At 50.9% G+C, this 23,636-nt stretch carries 18 protein-coding genes and 1 pseudogene; 9 read left to right on the forward strand and 10 right to left on the reverse strand.

Annotation, left to right across the window (positions count from 1 at the left end; genetic code table 11):
- The first annotated feature begins 9 nt into the window (after positions 1-9).
- Together R3B84_21150 and R3B84_21155 are read left to right on the forward strand one after the other, a co-directional pair.
- Positions 10-984: a hypothetical protein gene (locus R3B84_21150; GenBank protein MEZ6143079.1), complete on the forward strand. Its 975-nt coding sequence runs from the start codon at positions 10-12 to the stop codon at positions 982-984.
- Positions 985-1,399: 415 nt separating this feature from the next.
- Positions 1,400-1,552, forward strand: a pseudogene (locus tag R3B84_21155) (ISKra4 family transposase).
- A gap of 32 nt (positions 1,553-1,584) precedes the next feature.
- Here the strand turns inward: R3B84_21155 and R3B84_21160 are convergent.
- A complete protein-coding gene (locus R3B84_21160) occupies positions 1,585-2,157 on the reverse strand; it encodes a hypothetical protein (protein ID MEZ6143080.1) in 573 nt (190 codons plus the stop codon).
- A 594-nt stretch (positions 2,158-2,751) separates the two neighbouring features.
- The gene (locus R3B84_21165; protein ID MEZ6143081.1) at positions 2,752-5,031 is read right to left on the reverse strand and encodes a hypothetical protein; all 2,280 of its coding nucleotides are present in this window, start codon (positions 5,029-5,031) and stop codon (positions 2,752-2,754) included.
- Between the two features lie 352 nt (positions 5,032-5,383).
- On the opposite strand from R3B84_21165, the gene R3B84_21170 reads away from it, so the two are divergent.
- Entirely contained in the window at positions 5,384-6,901 is a 1,518-nt protein-coding gene (locus R3B84_21170; GenBank protein ID MEZ6143082.1) for an FAD-binding domain-containing protein, read from the forward strand.
- Positions 6,902-6,937: 36 nt separating this feature from the next.
- Here R3B84_21170 and R3B84_21175 read toward each other — a convergent pair whose 3' ends face one another.
- A complete protein-coding gene (locus R3B84_21175) occupies positions 6,938-8,290 on the reverse strand; it encodes a heterodisulfide reductase-related iron-sulfur binding cluster (protein ID MEZ6143083.1) in 1,353 nt (450 codons plus the stop codon).
- Between the two features lie 23 nt (positions 8,291-8,313).
- On the opposite strand from R3B84_21175, the gene R3B84_21180 reads away from it, so the two are divergent.
- From R3B84_21180 to R3B84_21195, 4 genes are all read left to right on the forward strand, one after another.
- Positions 8,314-8,463 carry a hypothetical protein gene (locus R3B84_21180; GenBank protein MEZ6143084.1) on the forward strand — a complete coding sequence of 50 codons (150 nt, stop codon included), beginning with the start codon at positions 8,314-8,316 and terminating at the stop codon, positions 8,461-8,463.
- 86 nt (positions 8,464-8,549) lie between these two features.
- Positions 8,550-9,302 (forward strand): 3-deoxy-manno-octulosonate cytidylyltransferase, encoded by a 753-nt coding sequence (kdsB, locus tag R3B84_21185; protein MEZ6143085.1) that lies wholly within the window; start codon positions 8,550-8,552, stop codon positions 9,300-9,302.
- A 24-nt stretch (positions 9,303-9,326) separates the two neighbouring features.
- The gene (locus R3B84_21190; protein MEZ6143086.1) at positions 9,327-10,934 is read left to right on the forward strand and encodes an endonuclease/exonuclease/phosphatase family protein; all 1,608 of its coding nucleotides are present in this window, start codon (positions 9,327-9,329) and stop codon (positions 10,932-10,934) included.
- A gap of 91 nt (positions 10,935-11,025) precedes the next feature.
- Complete coding sequence (locus tag R3B84_21195) at positions 11,026-11,946, forward strand: peptidylprolyl isomerase (GenBank protein ID MEZ6143087.1); 921 nt, start codon at positions 11,026-11,028, stop codon at positions 11,944-11,946.
- A 308-nt stretch (positions 11,947-12,254) separates the two neighbouring features.
- Here the strand turns inward: R3B84_21195 and R3B84_21200 are convergent, their stop codons facing one another.
- Positions 12,255-12,833: a sigma-70 family RNA polymerase sigma factor gene (locus R3B84_21200; GenBank protein MEZ6143088.1), complete on the reverse strand. Its 579-nt coding sequence runs from the start codon at positions 12,831-12,833 to the stop codon at positions 12,255-12,257.
- Between the two features lie 116 nt (positions 12,834-12,949).
- Between R3B84_21200 and R3B84_21205 the strand changes: the two genes are divergently transcribed.
- Both R3B84_21205 and R3B84_21210 read left to right on the forward strand, forming a co-directional pair.
- Positions 12,950-13,915: a DUF1559 domain-containing protein gene (locus R3B84_21205; GenBank protein MEZ6143089.1), complete on the forward strand. Its 966-nt coding sequence runs from the start codon at positions 12,950-12,952 to the stop codon at positions 13,913-13,915.
- A gap of 22 nt (positions 13,916-13,937) precedes the next feature.
- Positions 13,938-16,655, forward strand: a complete 2,718-nt coding sequence (locus R3B84_21210) for a protein kinase (GenBank protein ID MEZ6143090.1) — start codon at positions 13,938-13,940, stop codon at positions 16,653-16,655.
- Positions 16,656-16,785: 130 nt separating this feature from the next.
- Here R3B84_21210 and R3B84_21215 read toward each other — a convergent pair whose 3' ends face one another.
- The 6 genes from R3B84_21215 to R3B84_21240 all read right to left on the reverse strand — a co-directional run bounded on the left by R3B84_21215 (position 16,786) and on the right by R3B84_21240 (position 23,595).
- Positions 16,786-17,739: an alpha/beta hydrolase gene (locus R3B84_21215; protein MEZ6143091.1), complete on the reverse strand. Its 954-nt coding sequence runs from the start codon at positions 17,737-17,739 to the stop codon at positions 16,786-16,788.
- A gap of 128 nt (positions 17,740-17,867) precedes the next feature.
- On the reverse strand, positions 17,868-18,476 hold the full coding sequence (locus R3B84_21220; protein MEZ6143092.1) for a MarC family protein: 609 nt from the start codon (positions 18,474-18,476) through the stop codon (positions 17,868-17,870).
- A 35-nt stretch (positions 18,477-18,511) separates the two neighbouring features.
- Entirely contained in the window at positions 18,512-20,371 is a 1,860-nt protein-coding gene (locus tag R3B84_21225; GenBank protein MEZ6143093.1) for a WD40 repeat domain-containing protein, read from the reverse strand.
- Between the two features lie 272 nt (positions 20,372-20,643).
- Positions 20,644-21,198 carry a hypothetical protein gene (locus R3B84_21230; GenBank protein ID MEZ6143094.1) on the reverse strand — a complete coding sequence of 185 codons (555 nt, stop codon included), beginning with the start codon at positions 21,196-21,198 and terminating at the stop codon, positions 20,644-20,646.
- Positions 21,199-21,295: 97 nt separating this feature from the next.
- On the reverse strand, positions 21,296-22,255 hold the full coding sequence (locus R3B84_21235; GenBank protein MEZ6143095.1) for a polysaccharide deacetylase family protein: 960 nt from the start codon (positions 22,253-22,255) through the stop codon (positions 21,296-21,298).
- A 47-nt stretch (positions 22,256-22,302) separates the two neighbouring features.
- The gene (locus tag R3B84_21240) at positions 22,303-23,595 is read right to left on the reverse strand and encodes a DUF1015 domain-containing protein (protein MEZ6143096.1); all 1,293 of its coding nucleotides are present in this window, start codon (positions 23,593-23,595) and stop codon (positions 22,303-22,305) included.
- Between the last annotated feature and the right edge of the window lie 41 nt (positions 23,596-23,636).

The raw sequence follows: 23,636 nt of genomic DNA on the forward strand, positions 1-23,636 counted from the left end.
CCCTCCCGAATGACCGGTTGCACTCTGTTGTATCTGCAAAAGAGTCCGGTCGATACTCTGGAACGAAATATCCACAATCTGAGTGAATCTGCAGAACAGTTTCTGAATGAGATCCCAATTCCTGCACCAACAGCAGAGGGAAAGATTCTGGTGGTGAGTGCCGATGCCAAAGGAGTCCCCATGGTTCGCAAGACGAAGGCGATTCCAGCGTTTGATCAACGGTATTTTCCTGGTAATCGGCGTATGGCGACGCTGGCGACCGTATATTCCGTGAATGAATATTTTCGAACGGCTGAAGAGATTGTCGCAGCGTTATTTCGAGAAAACTCGAATCGTGAGGAGAAACGCCCCGAACCGGTGGGCAAAGTGGTTGCGGGATTTTTGTCGCAATGTGATGCGGAGGGGGTGCTGATCAGAGGCACGCACCACGCGATGGTGTGGGCAGCAGAACAGGTCGAACGTCGCCACCAATCAGGTCAGCCTTTGGTACGGCTGATGGATGGTCAGACCAGTTTGTGGGAAGCATCTGATGTCAATTTCGATTCATACGAAACAATTGATATCCTGGATATCATTCATGTTGCCAGTTATGTGTGGGATGCGGCAAAAGTGTTTGAGTCTCACCGTGAACATCAGGAAGCGTTTGCTCGAGACCGCCTATTGAGAATCCTGAAGGGAGATGTGAAAAGTGTGGTTTCGGGAATCCGTCAGAAAGCGACAAAAAGCGAATTGAAAGCAGAAAAGTTAAAGAAGATTAATCAGGTTTGCAACTACTTTGAAAAGAACTACCACCGGATGAGATATGACAGCTATTTGCAGCAAGGGCTGCCGATTGCAACTGGGGTGATTGAAGGGGCTTGTCGGCACCTGGTGATGGATCGAATGTGCCGCACGGGAATGAGATGGAAAACGAAAGGGGCCCAGGCAATGCTACACGCCCGAGCAATTGATCTGGCAGGTCGAACCAGAGATTTTCATATTTAAACCCGAATTCGTACGAAAATCGGTCTTTTCAACATCGATCAAGCGAAGCGCGGCTAACGCCGTCGACTCACCTGCCCAACCACGGTTGGGTTTCAGACGCTTGTGCCCACAACCGTCATTCCCGCGAAGGCGGGAATCCAGTGCTAAACGCTTGAATTGGCAATTCAACATGATGTCTTGTGAGCCGACGGCGTTAGCCGCGGTTGGTTGGAAAAATATCAGAAACACCGAATTTCAAAATGATTTAGGTTTACCTGGCTAACCAGGAATACCAAAGAACAGACAGGTTCCGCAAACAGCTCAATCTGTCCCACTTATTACCCTTGCCCGGATGACCGGTTGCACTCAATTGAAAGCAGAAAAGTTAAAGAAGATTAATCAGGTTTGCAACTACTTTGAAAAGAACTACCACCGGATGAGATATGACAGCTATTTGCAGCAGGGGCTGCCGATTGCAACCGGGGTGATTGAAGGGGATTGTCGGCACCTGGTGATGGATCGAATGTGCCGCACGGGAATGCGCTGGAAAACGAAAGGAGCCCAGGCAATGCTACACGCCCGAGCAATTGATCTGGCAGGTCGAACCAGAGATTTTCATATTTACCTGGCTAACCAGGAATACCAAAGAACAGACAGGTTCCGCAAACAGCTCAATCTATCCCACTTATTACCCTTGCCCGGATGACCGGTTGCACTCTTTTGCAGATACAACAAAGAAATCACATCTGATGATTCCTGATACGACATCTTTGTGCTGAGATAATGCATGACCTCGCGAAACCACGGAGAATATGTGTTTGCTGGCATCTGAATCATGACATCCACAGGATACAAATCAATCTTGCGGCCAAGATCAACGCCATAAACATACTGCTCAAACCGATGCTCACCAAAGATCGTTCGGATGGACCGTTGTCGGGGTTCTTCGCTGCGATGAAGCACTTCACCTGTTTCTGTCTGGATCTTTTCTCCCACGTCGCCATCGCCAAGCATTTCCAGGTACAACGAGATTGCTGAAGCACCAATTTGAGCAACCGATTGTTGAACATGTTGCTCGAAATCACGAATCGGCATGCATTCCTGTACAGCACGATTGACTTCTGATGCGAGTCGATCAAATAGGCCAAACAGGAAGTTGGGGTTGATTGAAGAAGATGTGTCTGGGATAATCATTATTGGGTCTCCTGCGATGTTTGGTTGTCAGAACCCCTAATATCGCAGAAAGACCCATCTTTTTACACCCCAATTTGCTAAATCAGTTACCCAATCCTCCCGAATGACCGGTTGCACTCAATGCAATCTGAAGATTTGTAGCAATAAACGTAAGCAAGTGCAATAACCTTACCAATTTCGAATGATATCGAAATACAATTATCAAGACGATAAAGTCTACAAGACAGCACATCTCCATTGTGGTGTATAGTACTTCCAAGTATGTCATCATTCAAATCCCTAAATGAGTGCCCGTTATTCTATTACCATGGAACTTATACACACTTGATTCAGCTTACGCGGGGATGACGATCGTTGTGCAAGCGGCCAGAAAGTAAATTCTGTCGGTCACGATTCCAGCGCATCCTGCCCCCGTGTTTTCTTTGCTGCTTTGTGTGCGGAAAATTAAGAGATTCCCTTGCTCGCGCGGTGGGCTATGGAAGCAAGCAATCGCGGCTAACGCCGTCGGCTCACAAAAACAGATTTCCGCGTGCGCGGGAATGAGGATTGTTGGCAAAATCGTTTTGATAAAACCCCACTGCGAAGGCTGTCGGCTTATCGTGGTCTGTTTTCTTTGGAAATGATTTTCGTTGACTGTTCGACGCGGATCGGTTCTCGCTGGGTGGCTGTCACAGCGACTGCCGAAATACGAGCATCCCCGGGCCACATCGCCTGGGCCTGCACATCCAATACCTGCTCCTGCCCGGGTGCCAGTGGGGGAACGGCAAACGTCACCTTACCCAGATCGACGTTTGATTTCACCCCGCGTCCGTCCGCCTGAACCGGTTTCAATTCAGGTGGGAAGTAAATCGTTACCTCCACCAGCTTGGTCGGTGCGGTGCCAGTGTTCTTCACTTTTACTGTGTAAAGTGTTATTGCACCAGTACTTAAGGGATCATCACGATCACGCAGCGACAATTCTACTGCGGGAATCCCCGTCACCGTAATGTTCTTTTCTGCCGAATGCTCCAACGGCTTTACCGTGGAGATGACTTTCGAGGCACTGTCCAGTGGTTCGGCACGCACTGCGGAACGGAAACGGATCGTTTCCCCCGCTTGAATTGCCTTTGCAGTGATCGAAACCAGGCGGTCCTGCCGTTCCGGTGCGGTGCCCAGATTCCAGGTCACTACGTTTCCTTGAAGCGTACCACCATCTGATGCTTTCAGAAACGTAAAGTTGGCAGGTACATCCGCTTTCAGGACCACATTGCCAACAGGAGTCTGGCCACTGTTGCGTACTGCAATCTGCCAGGTGAATTCCTGCCCCACCTGGGCTGATTCTGGACCATATAATGCGGTATTCAGCTTCGATTCGTGAATTACCAGCCCCTTTTCCTGCGTGGGCGAAGGTTTGCCATTGTCCGCCATCGTGCCAGCGTAAACTTTCGTTTCACCCGGTTTGATTCCGTAGAACTTTAACTGGTACGCACGGTTGCCACCTGGGGCTAGTTCTTCAATTGTATCTTCAAAAATCACTTTTTTCTGTTCCGTTTCCAGTCCATCGCCCAGTTTCACCCGGACACGCACATTCCGTGCGGTGGCACCCCCATCATTGGTGACCACCAGATCGAACGGCAACAATTGCCCCACAATCCCCTCGCTGGGACCAGTTATCGACAGTTTAATGTCCGTCTGACTGACATCGACATTGGTTTCACCATCAGAAGACAGGCCATCGGAAGATCGCACATGGGCCTGCAGCACTGTGGGGCCAAGTTTTACCGGCCGATAGATTGCTTCGACCGTTTTTGACTGTCCCGCGGGCAATTGGTTGATATTCCAGATCAGCAGGTTTCCATCTGCAACTGCTTTTGGTTCTGTCCGCACCAGTTCCATACCAGCTGGAATCGTGGCATTCACCGTGACTGAACCCAACTCCAGGTCGCCGGTGCTGCGAATGTCGTATTTCACTGGTAATTCGTTGTTCAAACCCGCCGATTTGGGTGCGTTCACCTGCACCGAAAGCTCCGGTTCCAGCCACTGGATAGTGGTTTCGCCCTTGGATACCACCACCATCTGGTCTGGCTTTACTGGATCGGGCTTCACCACTTCGATAGCGATGCGGTTGGTGCCTTTAGCCTGCTGCACCTGGCTGATTTGCAGTGGGGCAACCCCCTGGTCGTCGGCTGTCGTTAACAATTCCGATTTACTGCTATCGTTCGCTTGTGCGGTGCGAATGAGAACAGGTGGGCCGTCAATGACGCGGTAACGAACGCGGTAGTCCCGGGCACTGGCAGAATTGGGCAATTTCGTGCGAAACGTATAGGCACTGCCCGAACGCGCTTTCGCAGGATCGGGATAGACTACTTCGCCATTCAGCCAGAAGATTTTCACAAATGCCTTATTTTTCTGCCAGTTGGCAATGGCAGGCACATGCACAATGACGTTGGTTTGGCCTTCCACGGGCGATGTAATTAAACACCAGGTCTGGCCGGGGGTGATTTCCTGTTTGTTCGCACTGCCTGGTAAGGTGTGGGTGAAATAATCGGTGTGACTGTAGGCATATTTACTGTCTACTTTCATACCGCGACCGGGCAGATAGCCACTCTCATCCACTTCCACAATGCTGCCAGGCCCTTCAATGGTCCATTCCACACGACGGTTCCGCAGTGGCAAGCCATCCGCATCAAACACGGTCGCCACTAGAAGTTGCGTCCCACGCACCGGACTGGTGACCGCATCTGGCCGCACCTGAATCTGGCAGGCTTTTGGATCGTAATCGCTGTAATAACCTATTCCGGGTGGCTTGGCGTGGGTCTGTTCTGCGGTGCCAGGTGGCAAAAAGTACGGAAAATATACGGGATTGCCCGCGCAACCAACGATTCCAGCCAGCATGGGAACCCATGCGACCAACAGCCATCGTGGATGGAAAACGCTGCACTTCACCGGAAGCATTCCCTTGGGACAAAACAGTAAACGTTGGCGAAATACACCAGTTATGAAGTTATGACAAGCCCAGCTCCGGGCACGGAACTGGTGGTGGAAAATGAAGTACCAGAAAAATCTTTATCCGTAAGTTCTTAATTTCAATGAACTTACGAGGATGAATGAAAAATTTTGTCAAAATCGAACTTTGTGTACAAACTTTTTCGATGTATGTACGTTATTATATTATACTGAATTAAATTTCAGATATTTGTGATGGAGTGGGAAACTATGAATCTTTTACCTGAAATTGTGGGCTACGATGACTGCTCCCAGAATGATTTGGTGGGTCAAGCGCGATGCCCGCCTGCACGATAATGCGGTGTTGCACGCTGCACAGCAGTTGCGTGCCACGGTGCTGCCTATCTTCTGCTGGGAACCCACGATCATCAATGCGAGCGATTATTCGGACATGCACTGCCATGCCCAGTGGCAGGCGGTACGCTCGCTGCGACAGCAACTACGTGCCAGAAATCTGGATCTGCTGATTGCCCACGGCGACGTGGTAGAAAAACTGGCCAAACTGCACGCGGTGCTGCCATTTACCCACATGGGCAGTCATGAGGAAGTGGGTAACAATCTGACCTACCAGCGAGACCGTGCTGTGGCACAATGGTGCCACGAAGCAGGTGTGAGTTACATTGAATTTCCCCAAAGCAGTGTAAAACGTGGGGGAGTGAATCGCGATCATTTGCAACGCTGGTGGCAACAAAGGGTTGTCGATGTAGCCCCATTGCCCATTCCGGAAATCAGACAGATACCTGAAGAAACAGCGATTGCCCAGGCAACTGGTTTTCCCAGGTGGCGTGCGTTTCGGGATCATCCCGAATGGCAGTCAGTTTCGGAAGCAGATGCCCACGCGACGTTAAACGATTTTCTCACCCACCGTGGCAAGTGGTATCGTGGGGGAATCAGTTCGCCGAACACTGCGGACCGTGCCGGCTCTCGGTTGAGCGTGCATCTGGCCTGGGGCACCATCAGCACACGCCAGATATGGCATGCAGTGCAGCATCGCTTGCAACACATGGATCCTGAAGATCCGGACACCGCACGCTGGCGGGCAAGTCTGCACGCATTCCTTAGCCGTCTGCACTGGCGGGATCACTTTACTCAACGATTGGAAAGTGAGCCAGAATTGGAATTTCGCAGCATCCATCCCAGCTATCGTGATGTTCCTTATGAAAACGCCCCCACCTTGCAGGTAGCGTGGGAACAGGGCACCACCGGTTATCCGTTGGTTGATGCGGTGATGCGATGCCTGGCAAGAACTGGTTTTGTGAACTTTCGGATGCGGGCAATGGTGGTCAGTTTTGCCTGCCATGTGCTGCACCTCGATTGGCGTGTAATCCATCCCCACCTGGCGCGGGTATTTCGAGATTACGATCCTGGGATTCACTTGAACCAACTGCAGATGCAGGCAGGTGTCGTGGGCTGGAACGCGATTCGGGTTTACAATCCAACGAAGCAGTTGCAGGATTGGGATAACCAATGTCGGTTTGTGAAACGCTGGCTACCAGAGTTGCGGACAGTGCAAGCACACAGAATTCTGCATCATGTGGAAGAGCCTGTTGAGCACTACGCCCCACCCGTGGTTGACTTTGCCAGACGCAGTCAACAGATGAGTAAATGGTTATACAGCATTCGGAAAACAACTGCAGCGATTGCTGCCACAAAAGCGGTGTATCAGAAACATGGTTCACGGAAGAAAGAAACCAGTTTTCGCGTGCGACGCACACCGAAGAAGAAGTCAAAGAATCAGCCCACATTGTTTGATGATTAAGTGCCCGCTCAAACAACCGCTGGCATCGTTTGAGTGCTATTGTTCAAACTGCCTGGGCAGTGGGCCACCATAGGCTGCCCATAGTGCATCGATCGTGTGGGCCACCCAGATGTCTGGTTTCAGTGCCTGCAAGTGCTTTGTCACCTGCATTAAACAGCCCACATTGCCCATCAACACCGCCTGGGCACCTGTGTCCACAATTTTTGCCGCTTTGCGATCCCCCAGTTGTTGTGCCATCTGTGGTTGCGTCAAATTATAGCTTCCGGCTGCTCCACAACAGATTTCGCTTTCCGGCAGTGGGATCAGTTCCAGCCCGGGAATCATTTCAAGTAATTGCCGTGGGGCACTGGCTATCTGTTGGGCGTGCCGCAGATGACAGGCATCGTGGTAAGTTGCTTTGATCGGTAATGATCTTGTGGGGCGAACTGGGCCAAGATCGATCAGAAATTGAGAAATATCTTTCGCTTTTTTCACAAATTGCTCTGCCGCACTCGCATGGGGGGTATCGTGCAGTAAATGGCCATAGTCCTGAACCATCGCCCCACAACCGGCAGCGTTAATGATAACCGCATCCAGATCATTCATTTGGTCGGAGCTGAAGCCAAACGCCGCCAGATTCTGTGCGGCATATTCTTTGGCAGGATCCTCATACGCAGCGTGGTAGTGCAAGGCCCCACAACAGGTCTGGGAACGTGGGATCACCACTTCACAGCCATTTTTTTGCAGCACACGGGCAGTGGCTAGTTGTGTTTCCGGATAAATCGCATCGGCCACACAGCCCAGAAACAAGCCCACCCTGGCCCGCCGAACTCCTTCTGCAGGCAGAACTTCGGGCAATTTTCCATAGTGCACATGCAGTGGGGGAAGCATTGCCTGCATGGTGCGTAATTTCTTTGGCAACAACCGGTACACACCTGTGGTGCGGCACAACCAGTCGAGGCCAGTCCATTGTGCCAGTCGGGCAGGTGCCAGCGCCAGCCGGGTGCGGAAACGCGATGGAAAAACGTTGAACAGCAACCAACGTTGTAGCCGGCTGAGCGTTGCCACCTGGCGACCGGGTTCCAGTTCGCCCATGTAAGTTCGGAATGGTTCGATCAGTTTGCCGTACTGCACCCCGGAAGGGCATGCTGTTTCACAAGCCCGGCAGTTCAGGCAGAGGTCAAGGTGTTGCTTCACACCATTGTCGAGTGGCAGCTTCCCATCAATCACATTCCGCATCAGATAAATTCGCCCACGTGGGCTGTCGGCTTCGTTGCCATTTTCGACGTAAGTCGGGCAGGCACTGGTACATAGGCCACAATGGACACAATCGAGAATCAACTGATAATCGATCTTTGGTCCGTGCCCAGCAACCACGGGAAGTGGGTGTTTTTCGGCAGCAACTGTCATGAGAGGTCCGTGGGGTTGGCTAATTGTTTGCAATTCGTGGCAGCGGCATCCTGCCGCTGAAAAAGAAAAACCAGCGGCAGGATGCCGCTGCCACAAACGTGCGCAGGCAGACACATACTTCTGCTTTCAGTTCAGGATACGCACCACCCTATTTGCTGTCGATCTTTTCGTAGGATAGCTGCATCGTCCTCGAAAGCGGTGCAGTCGGTTGTCCACCTGGTAAATGTGATAACAAACTCATAATTTTGCGAGTATTCGCTTGAAAACGGTCATCATAATTCCCGCACGTCTGGCATCGTCGCGTTTGCCGGAAAAGGCATTGTTGGCAGAAACGGGCAAAACATTAATTCAACATGTCTATGAGCGTGCGATCCGAGTGCCGAACGTGGCTGATGTGATTGTGGCCACCGATCATCAGAAAATTATGAATGCGGTGCAGCAGTTTGGCGGCACCGTTGTGATGACAAGTGCCGACCATGTTTCTGGCACTGATCGAATTGCAGAAGTCGCAAATTCTTATCCTGCCGATTGTTACGTCAATCTACAAGGCGACGAGCCTTACACTCCTCCGGAAGCAGTCTCGTTATTGGTCGAACAGATGCACGCCCACCCAAGTGCGGAAATGGGCACTCTGGCAACGCCAATTCAAACCGAAGAAGTCTACCACAATCCTAACTGTGTGAAGGTGGTATGCACAGAAGGTGGCAAAGCGTTATATTTCAGCCGCAGCCCCATTCCCTATTCACGTGATGTGGCAGCAGATTTTACAGTTCAGCCCCCACGCTACCTGCACCACCTGGGGATTTATGCCTATCGGCGGGAGGCTTTGCTGAAATTAGCAGGAATGCCACCCCACCCGCTGGAACTGATTGAAAAACTGGAACAGTTGCGTGCTATTGCTGCGGGCTGGACCATCCAGGTGGGTGTGGTGCAGCACTTCGGCAGAGGCATTGATACGCCTGAAGATTACCAGCGTTTTGTGGAAGATGTCCGTACCGGGCGTTTTCATTGATTTTTCATCATTTGAGGTGGCACGATGTTTCGTCGCACGTTTTGGATCTGGGTTAGCCTGTTCGTGGGTGGTGTTTGCAGCACCGATGCTCAGGAGAAAGCACCCATGGAAATCAGTGCAAGCACTGTACGCGTAATGAGTTACAACATTCGCTACGGCACCGCCCGTGATGGGGCGAACGCCTGGGACAAACGGAAGGATTTCCTGCTGGCTACCATTCAGGAACACGATGTCGATCTGTTGGGTACGCAGGAAACGCTCGGTTTTCAGCGTGATTTTCTGGCGAAAGGTCTGCCGGAATTCACCACTGTGGGTGTGGGACGCGAAGACGGCAAAGAAAAAGGCGAAATGACTGCCGTGTTCTTTCGCACCGCACGATTTGAGTTATTGGACAGCGGCCATTTCTGGCTGAGTGAAACCCCCGAGGTGGCAGGGAGTAAAAGCTGGGATAGTTCGCTCCCACGGATGGTCACGTGGGTAAAACTGCGAGACCGAAGTAAATTGGTGACCGAGCCGATTCTGTTCATGAACACCCACTTTGACCACATTGGCAAGGTAGCCCGCAAAGAATCGAGTGTGCTGGTTCGCAGGAAACTGCTGGAATTGGGCAAAGATTGTCGGCTGATTCTGACCGGTGATTTTAACTCTGCCGAAAACAGTGAACCCTATCAGGCACTTTTTTCAGCACAGAACGACGTAACTTCTCCTGTACAAGACAGTTACCGCATTTATCAGCCGAAAGTGCTGCCCAACGAAGGCACCTCGACTTCCACATTTGAAGTGAAGAAAAGTACCGGTGCACGGATCGACTGGATCGCCTGCAGCCCCACGTGGGAAGTGCGGGCAGCCTGGATTGATCGCACCCACAGAAATGGCAGCACACCGTCCGATCATTTTGCGGTGCTGGCGGTTTTACGCCCAGAACAGAAGGCGAAAACTCTGCGGGTGCTTACCTACAACATTCACCACGCTGAAGGGACCGATAAAAAACTGGATCTGGTGCGAATTGCCCGCATCATCCGAAATGCCGACCCGGACCTGGTTGCGGTGCAGGAAGTGGATGTGGTAACGCAACGCACGCTGAAAGTTGATCAGGCGGCAGAATTAATCCGGCTGACCGGGCTGAACGGCCACTTTGAAAAAGCGATCGACTTTCAAGGTGGTGCGTACGGACAGATGGTGCTTTCGCGTTTCCCAATCAAAGAAGCAAAAGTGCACCTGTTGCCCATGCAAGCGAAGGAAGAACAGCGGATTGCAGTGGAAACGCTTCTCGAAACCACCCCACCCCTGCGGATGGTGAGCACCCACTGGCACCACCAGGGGAATGATTTGCGGGTGATTCAGGCAAAGAAACTGGCAGAACTGCTGGCCAATGTGAAAGAGCCGATCATTCTGGCAGGTGACTTCAACACTACCCGTAAAAGTGAACCGCTGCAAGGTTACGATGAAGGCTGGTCGTTCGCCACCGATTTTGCCCCACTGCAGAAAGATCCGGAAGCAGATGCGGCGAAAATGATCGACCTGATCCTCTACCGCCCCAAAGATCAGTGGACCGTAACCGATGCCAAAGTCATCCTTGAACCACTTGCCTCCGACCACCACCCTGTGCTGGCAGTGCTGCAATTCAAATAAGGCTGCATTTCGTTTTTTTGTAAAAATTTCGCTTGCAGCACCTGCAAATTCAGGTATTCCCCAGTGGTTATTGTTGCTGGGAGATACGAACATGTGGGCACGCTGGACCAGATTTGCGCTCTTACCCATATTCACAGGCTTCTTTCTGCTGCCGATGGCCCAGGCAGATGAGGTGGTGGCACGTGTGAATGGCGAGCCAATTACCAGTAAGCAGTTAGAAACGGCGGTTCAACTTGCTGGCCCCACTAAAAATCTGTCTCCTGTGGAGAAGCAGGCACTTCGAAACGATGTGCTGGGTTTGTTGATTGATGATCAGGTGGTGCGGCAGTTTCTGGACAAATATGGCGTGAAAGTGCCCGAAACAGAAATTGAAAAGCAGATAAATGCCCTGCAGGCGATTTTGAAAGAACAAGGGCAGACTCAGACGCAATTTTTGAAAGAAACCATGCAAACCGAAGAACAGTTGCGAAACAACTATCGCTATATGGTGCAACTGGCAAAATACCTGGATAGTTTGATTACCGAAGAAAAATTGCAGCATTATTTTCAGCAACACCAGGATTTTTTCCGTGGCACAACGGTGCGCCTAAGCCACATAGTGGTGCGGCTGGATCATTCGGCCTCAACGGCGGATCATCAGGAAATCCAAGCCCGCCTGCTGGGCATGCGGGAAAAAATCGCAGCAGGCAACATTGTTTTTGCCGATGCGGCACGTCGATTTTCGCATTGCCCCACCGCCAGCAGTGGGGGTGATCTGGGCTGGATTGTGCGAAAATGGCAGATCGATGAAGCTCTGGCCGCCACTGCATTTCAAATGAAAGTTGGCCAGATTTCCGGCGTTGTAACCACAGAAGCTGGCTACCACCTGGTGTACGTTACTGACAGGAAAGAAGGTGCCGAGAAAAAATACGACGAAGTAAAACGGGATGTGCGGCGGTGCTACGAAACCGAACTTCGTCAGGCACTTCTTCGTAAACTGCGTGCGGAAGCAAAAGTAGAAATCACCCGCTGATTACATCACATCAATTACAGCAGCACCTGTGCCAAATTTGTGCAACTCCCAGTCTTCAGAATTGCTATTTTGTACACTATCGCCATGATTGGTGATATCGAATTTGGAAAAAATCGCAAAAAAGTTCAAAATTCTTTAAGTGCCTTTCATGTAAGTATTTACAACAATCATCTTTGCAGAAATCAGCTAATTTCACATGAAAATAATTCTAGTTTCAGATTCTAGTGGATATATATTATATATGAAAATAATTCCATTATCGGAATTGATCTTTGACAACTCGGTTTTTCTTCCCCGCCTGGTGGGCATCAGCCAAGCCCTTCGGCCTGCTTGAGTTGATCGACCCGTTCGCGAACTTTTGTCAGCACCCTGCGAACGGACCGTACGGGTCGATTCAGTTGTTCAGCGATTTCCGTGGCTGTTTTCCCGTGCAGAGATAGTTCCACGATTTCCCGCTCTCTCGTTTCGAAGCCCCGCAGCAGCCAGTCGAGCAATTCCTGAAAAATCAGCTCATCTTCCGGATGAAACAGGATGGGGTATTCGGGCTGCCAATCGCTGGTTTCGTCTGGATTTCTGATCGATTGTTCGCGGGAGAGATCGCGTTTGTCTGCCCGCAGGAACTTACGGCGGTTGCTGCACTTACGAATGGTTATTACCACCAGAATGGCGGCCATTTCATCCCAGCCGTGGGGGATCAGTTTGGAATCGCGGGCACGCACGAAAAAACTGAAAAAGGCCGACTGAACAATCCCCTCGGGATCCGCACGTTCACGCAGCCATGTATCGAATTGATTGGCAGCAATTTGGATGAGTCGATCCCGAAACCGCTCCACCACAATCCGTGCGGCATCATCATCGCGGTTCTGCAGGCGCACCAACAGCTTCATGAATTCTTCATCGTTCATTGAACTTTTTTCTGGTGTTGGTGGTCATTTTCGGCGGGAAAGTTGATTTATTTCTTAGGCAGAGAAAACGAACCTGCCAGAGTCGCAGAGTATGAAAGATGAAAAATCCTCAGAAAGTCCCACGGTGGGCGTTCACGTTAATCGAATTGCTGGTGGTGATTGCGATCATTGCCATCTTAATTGGCTTGCTGTTGCCCGCCGTTCAGAAGGTGCGGGAAGCAGCCAACCGCATCAAGTGCGTGAACAACTTGAAGCAATATGGTTTGGCAATCCATAACTATAACGACAATCTCAATCGCCTGCCACCACACACTGACCATTATGGTACGGAGCAAACTTATCTCACTGGCCAACTTGGTGGGAACTGGGTCTATTATCTGTTGCCTTTTCTCGAACAGGAAAATCTTCATCGTCAGGCGAATGGCAATGTGTACAACATTCGCAAACAGACAATTCCTCTGTTTGTCTGCCCATCTGATCCCAGCTACAGTGGAAAGTCATTTACTTTTGGCACACCGAACGCATACAACTCGGACCCATCTGGTATGCCAATGTGTTATGCCGCCAATTTTCAGGTATTTGGCAATCCTGCAACCAGCCAGTCTACTGCCACAGGTGTGACCTTTTTGAAGATTGAAAGCATTCAGGATGGTTCGAGCCAGACAGTATTGTTGGGTGAACGGTATGCTGAATGTACTCGAGCAAACAATTTGTGGTTCTATACCTGGATGGAAATCACCAGTAGCCCATCGTTCAACTTTGGCCATCCTTCAGGTAGTCCGGGGTATCAGTTACATTACTTGTATGCCAATTTTGGATTGGTTGGTCCTGCCTCCATGTTTCAAGTGAGACCACGCAATTATGGCTCTCCAGGAACGCGGTTAATCCCTGATCCTTATCCCGCGTCCGATTGCGACCCACGGAAGCCTCAAACTGCCCACATCGGTGGGATGAGTACACTGTTCGGTGATGGCAGCGTGAAAACGCTTTCCGGCTCTTTGCAGCCTGCCACCTGGTGGGCGTTGTGCACACCCAACGGTGGCGATATTCCCGGCGATTGGTGATCCCCTTCTGATAAGGACAACCATGGATGCATTATCTTCTGCCAGTTACTCTTCGCTTGATTCGGCAATCTGGCTCCAGCGCGAACGCCTGATCGCACGCTTCGAAGACGATTGGCGTGCAGGAAAGCAGCCCAAACTTGCCCGCTACGTTCAGCAGCACGATTCCGAACTGGAACTGATTGTTGAATTGATTCATGTGGATATTGCCTATCGGGCCCGCACCGACAAGCCAGCAATGGTGGAAGATTATCTGCAACAATTCCCAGAGCTGAGAAATCATTCGGAACTGCTGCTGGATTTAATCGAGTCGGAATATCATGCCCGCTCTGGATCGGGGTCTGGCAGCACCATTGAATCGTATCGCGAGCGGTTTCCCGATCTGTCCGATGTGATTGCGGAACGGTTGAAACATGCACCGGTGGAAATCAATACCACCCAACTTCAGCAGGTAACTGATCAGCCGATTGACCAGATTGGACATTACGAACTTTATGAAAAGATCGGCCAGGGTGGGTTTGGAACAATCTATCGCGGCAAGGATATTGCCCTGAATCGAATTGTTGCGATGAAGATCGCGCTGCCCAACAGGATTGAACACGATCAAGCAGAGCGATTTATTCGGGAAGCCCAGGCTGCCGCCCAATTGCGACATCCGAATATTATGGCCGTGTATGAATCCGGACGCAGCGATGATGGCCGCTGGTTTATCGCGTCTGCCTATCTTCCAGGGGGCACATTACTGGAACGCTTTAAAAGCGGGCTTTCGATTCGCGAAACGGTCGAAGGGATTGCCCAGGTGGCAGATGGTTTGCAGTATGCCCACCAGAAACATATTCTGCACCGCGATATCAAGCCCGCGAACTTGATGTTTGATGATGAGAGCCGCGTGCAGATTGTCGATTTTGGCCTGGCACGCTATCAGATGCTCGATTCGATGACTACGATGGAAGGAACTGTTCTTGGCACCCCCGCCTACATGAGCCCGGAACAGGCAGGTGGAAAAATCCGGAATCTCGATCATCGTTCGGATATTTACAGTTTAGGAGCCACGCTTTACCACCTGGTAACAGGGAAAACACCGTTTCAAGGTCGCCCCACCGATGTTATTCATGCGGTGATCCATCAGCACCCACCTGAACCACGGAAGCATTCGAAGGCAATTCCCAAAGATCTTAATGCGATTATCCTGAAGGCAATGGCAAAAGCTCCCGAAAAGCGTTATCAGCACGCCAGTGAATTTGCACTTGATTTGAGACGCTTTCTGAACAATGAACCTGTTGCTGCCCGAAACCTTGGGTATATCCGAAAAACGGTACGGTTGATGCTGCGTTATCGTCTGGAATCTGCATTTATCATCAGCTTTATATTCACCGTGGCAATTGCTACTGTGCTGATTACTCTCAAGTACTTTGAGGCGAAAGAAAGCAACCAGCGGGCCCAGGATCGCAGTGAAGCTGCTTTCAAAAATTACATTTCAGGAGAACAACAGGCGGATGAACTACGGATGGTGATTTACAACCTCCTGAATAATCAGGTTCTGGATGGAATTGAACCAATTCGCCTGACGACGATTCCTGATTCAACATTGGAAAAGCTGGCCAGCAACATTGATAAAACTCTGCAGTATGCAAATCCCGCCCGCATGCGAGAAGAATTGGTGCAACTGTATCGCTGTCTGGCATTCATTCGCAAACTGCAGGGCAAGTATGATCTTTCAGCAATCGCACTGGAAAAAGTTCACCCACAGCAGCCTGCGATGCGGGACAGCACCGACATACTGCTGGAGCTGGCAGCAGTATCCTTCAAAGCAGGGGAATACAGCAAGGCAATCAATCAGTATCAGATTGTGCTGCACCAGCTTGCGGGCAAGGAATTGACCGCACCCGAGGCATCTATTCAATTACGCGCTATCCTGGGGGAAGCGGAAGTGATGCTTGCCACGAAGGCATTTCAAAAGCCAGAAATCTTTGCCAAACTGGATACGGGTCTGGGATTGTTGAAAACCAACATCCACTTTCAGGGGATGATGGATGCCACCACTAGGAATACGGCTGCCCGCATGCATTACCTCTATGGTGATCTGCTGGAGGATGACAAAAAGCGATTGCCAGAGCGGGAAGAGATGTATCTGATTTCGACTCGTTTGTATTATGAACTGGCCCAACAATACCCCGATTCGATCGACCTTGCAATCCGCCTGGGTTGGAGTTATCAGCATCTTGCCGATAGCTTCCTTGCAGGCGATAAACCATCCCGCCCTACCTATCAGGAAGCGAAAACGTGGCTGGGGAAGGCAATCCGATCCGCCAAAGCGAACCCCCACCTGAATCGGGAGTTGATTGCCGCACTGATGGACAATTATGCCAGCGTTTGCTTCAGGTTGCAGGATTGGGACGAAGCGATTGTCTTCAACAAGCAGTCAGCCGAACTCAGTTTGCAATTGCATCAGGAGACAAAAGAACACGCTCACCTTCGTCAGGCAAGATCTACACTAAAAAACTTCACCAATGCCCTCATCGAAGCGAAACGCTTTACGGATGCCCAGGAAATCTGTCGCCTGCGTCTGGAATTAGCCAGGAATGATGCTGGTGAGACTCTCCAGGCAAACGTGTCCATTCAAAAACTATTCGCAGCGATGAAGGCAAACAAGGTCGATCCACCTGCTGATCTGTATTTGCTGCAAAACGAGGCGATGCAGCAAATGGGTCCCGCCATTAAGCAATTAGGGAAGGAGAAATAAGAGAATTTGATTGTCGAACCACCGATATTTGGTGATTCAACAAACTCAAGCAAAAAATCAGGCGTAGTTTGCTAAAGACTTTAACATGATCCGGCCAGCCAGGCCACCGGAAGACTGAACGACAAGATCGTTACTTCTTCAATGTGGCAATCAGGTAAGCAGAAATCGATGGATGCTTTTCGTTGGGCATGCCGTTGTATTGCAGTTCCACAGGAATGCCGGTTTCCTTCAATTTTTCCGCCAGCATCATCCCCATAATCGGAGAGTGGGTGGGATCGGGGTGCTCTTCACCTACTTTGGCCCCTTTGGTGCCACCATAGTACATGGCAATCGGTGGATCATCTTTGCTGACATGTTCCATTGGTGAATATTCTTTAATCCATGGCAGCACTTTTTCGCGGGAATCGTACAGTTCTTTGAAATTCGCCAGGCCAAATGCGTGGGCACCATAGGTGTAATTCGGCAACCATTTCTTCAACGGTTCAGGATCCAGTGTTGTCTGGGCACCATTGACTGCAGCACAGAACAATCGGGTTGATTCGCGGGCAATCGGGTCTTCGCTCTTGGAAATGGCCATGTCATCATGAAATGCCAGCCACAGTGAAGAACAGGCACCTGCAGAGCCACCGGTGGCACCAATCCGGGTCTTGTCGATGTTCCATTCCTTTGACTTTGAACGAATGAATTGCAAAGCACGTGCGGCGTCTTCCAGTGGTGCCTTCACAGGTGGGGATACTTTTTCTTCCACACCGTTCTGCACGTAACGATAGTTAATTGCTGCGACTGAAATACCTGCATCCAGATATACTTTGACATTACCTACGGAGGCTTTGTCGCCAGCACGCCAGCCCCCACCGTGGATATAGAGGACCAGTGGGGTGGGTGCGTTCGCCTGTGCCTGATAAAAATCAATCACCTGACGGGGGTGCTTACCATAGGGAACGTTGGCCTCGGTCGGCTTCACGTTTGGTTTTGGTTTGGGTTTCGGATCCGCCTTTTTCGGTGGATCTTTCTTTTCCTGGCTGTATGTGGGGTGGTTGATCGCCAGCATGGCTACCATGACACCCAGCAGCAAACGGAACATTCGCACGGTGCAACTCCTGAAGAGGTTTGAATGCACGTATCGTACCGTGGGAGAAAACAAAATGCCAGTACGAATTCTGAATCGGTTCTCATGAATGTCCAGGAGGCACTTGATGAGATACAGCCCAGCTACAATTGAAAGAATTGCTTGATACCATTCAAAGTGTTCGACATCGCAGCCGAAGCGAGAATCAGGCCCATCACCCGACTGATGACACTCGCACCGCTATTACCAATGATCCTGTGCACATAACTGGCTAACAACATCCCCACCAGGGCAATCGCCAACACCACCAGCATGACAAACACGGTTTGTGCCTGCTGCCAGATGGTATAGCGGGAGTTTTCGGTCAGCAACACTGCCGTCAGCATTGCCCCTGGGCCGGCAATCGATGGCACAGCCAGTGGGTAAATGGCCGTTTCGTTATCAGTGTGGGGCAATTTGATTTCCTGTTCTGGCTTACTTTCGCCAAAAATCATCGAAAGTGCGAACAGAAACAGCACGATGCCACCCGCAATCTGAAAAGCAGGAATCGGGATTTCCATCGCACGCAGCAACCATTCTCCCGCGATCACAAAGAAGATCAGGATGCCTGCTGAGGCAGTAATTGCTTTGATGGCAATCTTTTTCTTTTGCTGGCGGGTGTATTTGGCAGTAACCGCAATAAATACCGGTATCGTGCCAATCGGATCAATAATGGCAAACAGGATAATGAACGTGGCGACAAAATCAATCATTCAGGAAGCCTGATTCGCATCAAGGTGAAATGGGACTAATCTTCCAGCAGTTTCTGCATGGAAATCTGATACGAAGTGGTATTGGCATTCCCCACGTAGAGTGATTTGCCATCGGGTGAAAAGACCAGCGATTGGACTACTGTTTCCGACTGGCGTGCCACCACAATCCGTCCAGAAAGAACATTCCAGACCCGGATCGTGCCATCATCACCTGCACTGATCAGGTAACTGCCATCCGGACTGAATCGCACCGCATTCAGGCGGTCGTGATGGCCGGAAAGTTCAAATACCACATCCGAAGTGGCAAAATCCAGCACATAAACCTTATTCTGATCGTTGTGTGAATGAGTGCCTATAGCGATATATTTGCCGGTGGAATCGATATCCAGAGCCGTGACACCGTACGTGGCACTCCATTTTTTATCTTTTTCTTCGAGATCCCAGACACACAGGCTGCCGTCGGTGCCGCTGGTTGCCAGAAAATCGATCCCGCCAACGGCAATAAATCGGCCATCGGGAGAAAAAGAAAGTGCTTCGAGAGTACAACCATCTGCCGCCTCGGGAATCACCAGGACTGCCTCTTCCTGATCCCTTTTCCAGACCCACACCAGGCCATCACTCTGACTGCAGGTGGCCAGGGTTTGCGAATCACGGCTGAATACCGGATTCGCAATCGGTCCCTTGGTATGATCGTAGGTGCGAATCGGCGTAAGATTCTGCGGATCAAGGACTTGCAGTCGTTCCGTCTTGCCGCACACTACAAGTAATTGCTGATCGGGACTGATGGCGACATTATCTGCTGCAATCAGTGGCTGGGTGGTGCTGGCAGGCACTAATTGAGTGGTGGTGGCATCGTAGGCACGTAATACCCCACCTGCCGTGGAATAAAGAGTGCCGGAAGATGCCCGGAAAGCCACATTATTAATACTGTTTAATGTGGGGCCAGCAGCCAACTTCCCAGTTTCCAGATTCCAGATATGAATAACGCAGTCGGCACCTGCAGATGCCATCAACAAGCCAGACTTTTGGAAGGCGAGGCAGTTAATGAGATCGGTATGACCACGTAATACAAATTTTTCCTGTGCTTGCCGTGGATTCCCCCACACATGGATGGCCATATCAGAATCAGCACACGCCAGAAATTGCCCACCAGCATTAAACCTTGCGGCAGTTACCTGATCGGAGTGGGTATTCAGGAGAATACTTGGTTCTACCTGAGTGGTTTCCCACACACGTGCCGTAGTGTCCCAGCCCACGCTGACCAGATAGTTTTCCGTGGGGTGCCATGTCAAAGCAGGAATCCGATCAGTATGACCGCTGAATTCATGATTTTTTTCTAATGTTTCGCCATGCCAAACATAAATTCGCTTATCATCGCCACTACTGGCCAGTTGCGAGCCATCTGCATTGAATGCCATGGCCGAAATCTGCCCACTGTGGGCGGGGATTTTTTTCACCAGTTTCAATTCGGGCAGTTGAAACAGGCAAATGGACCCATCATCGTGGCCTGTGGCCAGCACTTTGTCGGTGGGATGAAAGGCAAAGGCGGTAACCCACTGTTCTGTGGGAATACGGGTCAGTTCGCGACCTTCTGCCACAGACCAGAGGGCAATTTCATTCGCACCCGAAGCCACGTAGGTAGCCGTGGGCGAAAATCGCCAGATATCTTCTAAATCGCTCAGATATACTCGAGCCAGTAAATGACCTTCCGTATTCCACTGACGCAGAATGCCCGCTTCTTCCATACTCCAGAGCGTGCCATCCGCATGAAAGACCAAGTCAATTACTTCGCTTTCAGCATGAAATAACGGTTCACCAAAACTACGTTCGACAAACGAAGGTGGTGCAGAGTAATCCGCGACAATGGAGCTGATCAAAATTGCCTGAGAGTTCATAGTCACAGCAAAACCTGTTGGTGATGTCCGTTGGAAAGTTATCCAAGCAACCGCAAAGTAATTCAGTGGCGGGTCTGCTACCAGATCGACCGCCAACATTGCAATAGTGTTAAATTACAACGGAACAGCAGTTTCTGGAAGAATAAAACCAAGTATAGGTCGATTTTTTCCCCACGTGGGAAAACGGTTGGACAGGTTAGCAAATTCTGAAGGCAATGATCTGATTATTCAACTGAGAGACGAGAATTGGATTTCTGACTGGTTTCCCACCATTATGGGATGTACGTATTCTTGTGGTGGCCTTCCGAAGCACCTGCGGTGCCGAAGAACTGACGACAGCTGCCAAAGATAAATTTCTTTTCTGTCCAGAAGTTGCCACAGCCCAGTGGAGTGGGGCAGCCATCCGGGGCACAAATATGCACATACCAGGCCGCACGCAGGCGTTCGCCGTATGTCGAGGTGGGGCCCACGCGACTACCATGCCCATGGCCTTTTTCACAGTCAGCACAATATCCTGGTGCACTCAGCGGTGCTGATGCGGCAGGGTATGTTGCGGCAGGGTAAGTCTGCAGCACTGTGGGAGCACTGCCCATGTGCGGAATCGTCACGGAAGGTACGGGGGCGGAATCCACTGGAAGTTGCATCTGGGTCGGTTGAATATATCGTGGAATTGGTTTGGCTTCCCCGGCAGGTACCGTGCTGACTGGGACATCCAGAACCGGCATCCGTGCGGGAGCCACCCCACGTGGGTACGTTTGACCATGGGCCAGGCCAGTCAGTGCCACCATCAGGCCAAGTGACAAAATGTGAAAATTCTTTAATTTCATTGCAAACTTCCTGTTCAGTTTCCTAATGCTATTTGCTTCGACTGGTTGCCAATTCAGCTTGTGTGGGATTGGAAACGATTACAGGAAATGATGCGGATTAATGTGCAGTTACATCTGTTGCTGTAGTTGAATCATTTGTGCCAGATGCACCGGGTGTGGCACCGAGGATATATTCTGGCAATTGTGCCTGATGTGCAGGATTTTCCAGAATGGTGCGGGCAGCATCGATCATCCGTGCGCCATGAAATTCTTTTAATAATTGTCGCAGCCGGCTACGACTCCGTGAAATCCCCACATATGTGCGGAAGCGGGAGAGCGTTTTCAGTGGCAGTTTCGGTTGATCGAGATCGAATTCCCACGGATGAAAATAGAGCACGGGCAAACCGTGTGGGTCTTTCAGGCACTGTCGAATCGCGGAACGCATAATAGCAGGTGGGAAGAGGCGAAAATATCCCCCACCTGCTGCGGGCAGGTTGTAATTGCCCACTTTCAAGGTTACCGGAGGTAATTCCAGCATCTTCGCCGACTTTCCGAGCACCCAGAATGGGTGACGTGGGGCATCAGGCACTCCATAGCGATCATGCTTCACGGGAAAGATTGACGAATCGTATTGAAAACCGCACTCGTGGAGCACATCGATCGCCCACGCGGTCTGTGACACCACACTGAAGGTGGGAGCCCGAAAGCCTACTACTTCAACGCCACCAGCATCTTCCAGGGCATGTTTCGAACGGAGCAGATCGTCCTTAAACTCTTGTGGTGTAAAGCGATGCACACGAAAGTGCTGGTGGGAATGGCTGGCTAACTCGTGCCCGTTCTTCACAATTAACCGAATCAGGTGGGGATAGGACTGGGCAATTTCCCCCACCACAAAGAAGGTGGCTTTTGCCTGAAACTCTGCCAGCGCGTGCAGAATCCATTTGGTGCACCGAACCATCCGCTGGGCGTAGGCAGTTTTGGTATTTTCTGAAAATTCCAACCCCACCGCAGCTTCGATGCGGTGATGTTCTTCAATATCGAAACTGAAGTAGGCGGTTGGCCGTACGTCCGGTGCCACAGATTGTTACCCCGTGCAGAAAATGATGATTAATTCATTAAAATAAATTAATGACTTTTCAGTGAATTAAACACCAGCCCGGTGGGCAACTTAGGGTAAAAATAGGTCGATTTGGGTGGCATTTTTTCCAGATTCCCCGCAATCTCTTCCACATGCAGCATGGAAGCGGGTGCCACCAGTGCCGCCACGTCACACGTTCCTGCCTTGATGGCATCATCCACTTCCGAAGTGAGATGCACGTACTGGCAGGTCGCTGCAGGCTGTGCAAAACCTTTCAACAGATGGTTAATGGCTGCGATGTGCAGAATGCTGACCCCCAGCCCACGCCACTCATCACTACGATCTGGCACCAGCGAGGCCATCAATTTTGGTGCCTGAAAGCGGGCTAATTGCCAGATTTTGTCTGCTTGCGTGTGAAATGCCAGCAACGCCTGCCCACCATCCATTTCAATTGCTTCCCACGCAGAAGTGGCATCGGCAACTGGCTCAAAGGCAAAGTGCGGCTCCAGTGCCTCACGCAACTGGGCGGAAGTAAGACCCGGCAGCCCACGCACAAGCCGGTGGGTGGGCAGAATCGACAGACCGGGATCGCTCATCGAAACCAGCATCATCAGCGTAAAATGTGCCGGTGATTCGTTGTTGGGCAGCGTGCTGGCTACCTCTTCGAGATATTTCAGGCCTGTTTCGTAGCGATGGTGACCATCAGCAATAAATACTGGTTTCGCCTGCATCGCAGCTACCACAGCATTGATAATGGCTTCATCCGTAATCATCCACAATTTCGACTGCACCCCCAGGTGGTCGTGGGCTGCTAACGGCAACTGTCGGTGCAACAGCGGTTCCAGGTACTGGAAAACAGAGTTCTGATCGTCTGGATACAGCCCAAAAATCGGGCTGATATTGAAACCGGTGGCGCGGTAGAGTTTCAGGCGATCTTCTTTCGGGCCAGACATCGTCTCTTCATGTGGGAAAATTTTGCCTGTTCCGAATGGTTCCAGCCGCACGCGGGCAAAAAAGCCACGCCGACGATAACTGGTGCCATCAACAGTGTATTCCTGCTCCAGCACATACAGATTTCGCAACGTATCCTGTTGCAGCACGTGATCCTGCAACCAACCGTTCAGGGTTTGTGCCGCACGCGAATACTTGTTGTTGGTGGGGGTATCGCCCGGTTCATCGCGGTTTAATTCCAGACGGATCGCGTTATACGGATTCTGATCGTACAACTGCTGCTGCAATTCCGGCCCAATCACATCGTAGGGTGGTGCAATTACCTCGCTTAACGTACCCGCCTTGCCTAAATCGTACCGAAAGCCACGAAAGGCTCGAATATCCGCCATGAAACAACTTCCTCGCTGCGATCACCAGTCCCGGACATCAC

Origin of the sequence: Zavarzinella sp. (genome assembly GCA_041399155.1) — a bacterium.
Lineage (GTDB): Bacteria > Planctomycetota > Planctomycetia > Gemmatales > Gemmataceae > JAWKTI01.

What these genes read in the sequence shown, in the direction of transcription:
- R3B84_21205 (MEZ6143089.1), top strand. Translation starts at nt 12,950, where the DNA reads ATGAAAAATCCTCAGAAAGTCCCACGGTGGGCGTTCACGTTAATCGAA.
- R3B84_21165 (MEZ6143081.1), bottom strand. Translation starts at nt 5,031, where the DNA reads ATGCTGGCTGGAATCGTTGGTTGCGCGGGCAATCCCGTATATTTTCCG.
- R3B84_21175 (MEZ6143083.1), bottom strand. Translation starts at nt 8,290, where the DNA reads ATGACAGTTGCTGCCGAAAAACACCCACTTCCCGTGGTTGCTGGGCAC.
- R3B84_21170 (MEZ6143082.1), top strand. Translation starts at nt 5,384, where the DNA reads ATGACTGCTCCCAGAATGATTTGGTGGGTCAAGCGCGATGCCCGCCTG.
- R3B84_21210 (MEZ6143090.1), top strand. Translation starts at nt 13,938, where the DNA reads ATGGATGCATTATCTTCTGCCAGTTACTCTTCGCTTGATTCGGCAATC.
- R3B84_21225 (MEZ6143093.1), bottom strand. Translation starts at nt 20,371, where the DNA reads ATGAACTCTCAGGCAATTTTGATCAGCTCCATTGTCGCGGATTACTCT.
- R3B84_21195 (MEZ6143087.1), top strand. Translation starts at nt 11,026, where the DNA reads ATGTGGGCACGCTGGACCAGATTTGCGCTCTTACCCATATTCACAGGC.
- R3B84_21240 (MEZ6143096.1), bottom strand. Translation starts at nt 23,595, where the DNA reads ATGGCGGATATTCGAGCCTTTCGTGGCTTTCGGTACGATTTAGGCAAG.
- R3B84_21200 (MEZ6143088.1), bottom strand. Translation starts at nt 12,833, where the DNA reads ATGAAGCTGTTGGTGCGCCTGCAGAACCGCGATGATGATGCCGCACGG.
- R3B84_21215 (MEZ6143091.1), bottom strand. Translation starts at nt 17,739, where the DNA reads ATGTTCCGTTTGCTGCTGGGTGTCATGGTAGCCATGCTGGCGATCAAC.
- R3B84_21190 (MEZ6143086.1), top strand. Translation starts at nt 9,327, where the DNA reads ATGTTTCGTCGCACGTTTTGGATCTGGGTTAGCCTGTTCGTGGGTGGT.
- R3B84_21160 (MEZ6143080.1), bottom strand. Translation starts at nt 2,157, where the DNA reads ATGATTATCCCAGACACATCTTCTTCAATCAACCCCAACTTCCTGTTT.
- R3B84_21150 (MEZ6143079.1), top strand. Translation starts at nt 10, where the DNA reads ATGACCGGTTGCACTCTGTTGTATCTGCAAAAGAGTCCGGTCGATACT.
- R3B84_21220 (MEZ6143092.1), bottom strand. Translation starts at nt 18,476, where the DNA reads ATGATTGATTTTGTCGCCACGTTCATTATCCTGTTTGCCATTATTGAT.
- R3B84_21230 (MEZ6143094.1), bottom strand. Translation starts at nt 21,198, where the DNA reads ATGAAATTAAAGAATTTTCACATTTTGTCACTTGGCCTGATGGTGGCA.